This window comes from Intrasporangium chromatireducens Q5-1 (genome assembly GCF_000576575.1).
Taxonomy (GTDB): Bacteria; Actinomycetota; Actinomycetes; order Actinomycetales; family Dermatophilaceae; genus Intrasporangium_A; species Intrasporangium_A chromatireducens.
In genome coordinates this window covers 1-482 of sequence record NZ_AWQS01000590.1, presented here as the reverse complement: position 1 = coordinate 482, position 482 = coordinate 1, and the positions used below count along the sequence as shown (strand labels likewise).

Here is a 482-nt window from a genome sequence, read left to right as displayed (position 1 = left end):
CCGACCGCGCCCTCTTCAACGGCGAGGACACCCCCGCCCACATCCCCGGCTACGGGCCCGTCCCCGCCGCCTGGATCCGCCACCTGCTGACCCCCGACCCCGACGACACCACCGACACGAATCACCGGCACGGCCCAGCCGACACCGACGACACGCACGGCGGTGACGAGCACGACGCCGTCGCGGACCCCCGCGACGAGGTGACCGAGCCCGCGCCGCAGAACGCCGACCCGACCGGCACCCAGGTCGCCGACCCGGCCGGCACCGAGGTCGCCTGCTCGCCCGACAGTGACCACACAGGTGACCGAGCCGACCCGCACGAGCATCACGACGCCGAACAGCTCGAGGACACCGAAGGGATCGACGACGACGAGCACGACCACGTCGCGAAGGCCCAGCAGGCCACAGAGACCCAGCCGGCGGCCGCCCGTGACGACAGCGACGACAGCCACGACAGCGCCGCACCCGCGCCGGAGCCGTTC

1 pseudogene is annotated in these 482 nt (G+C 73.9%); it reads left to right on the top strand.

Annotated features, from left to right (window positions below):
* Nucleotides 1–482: pseudogene (locus N864_RS25370) on the top strand (hypothetical protein); the annotation flags it as partial.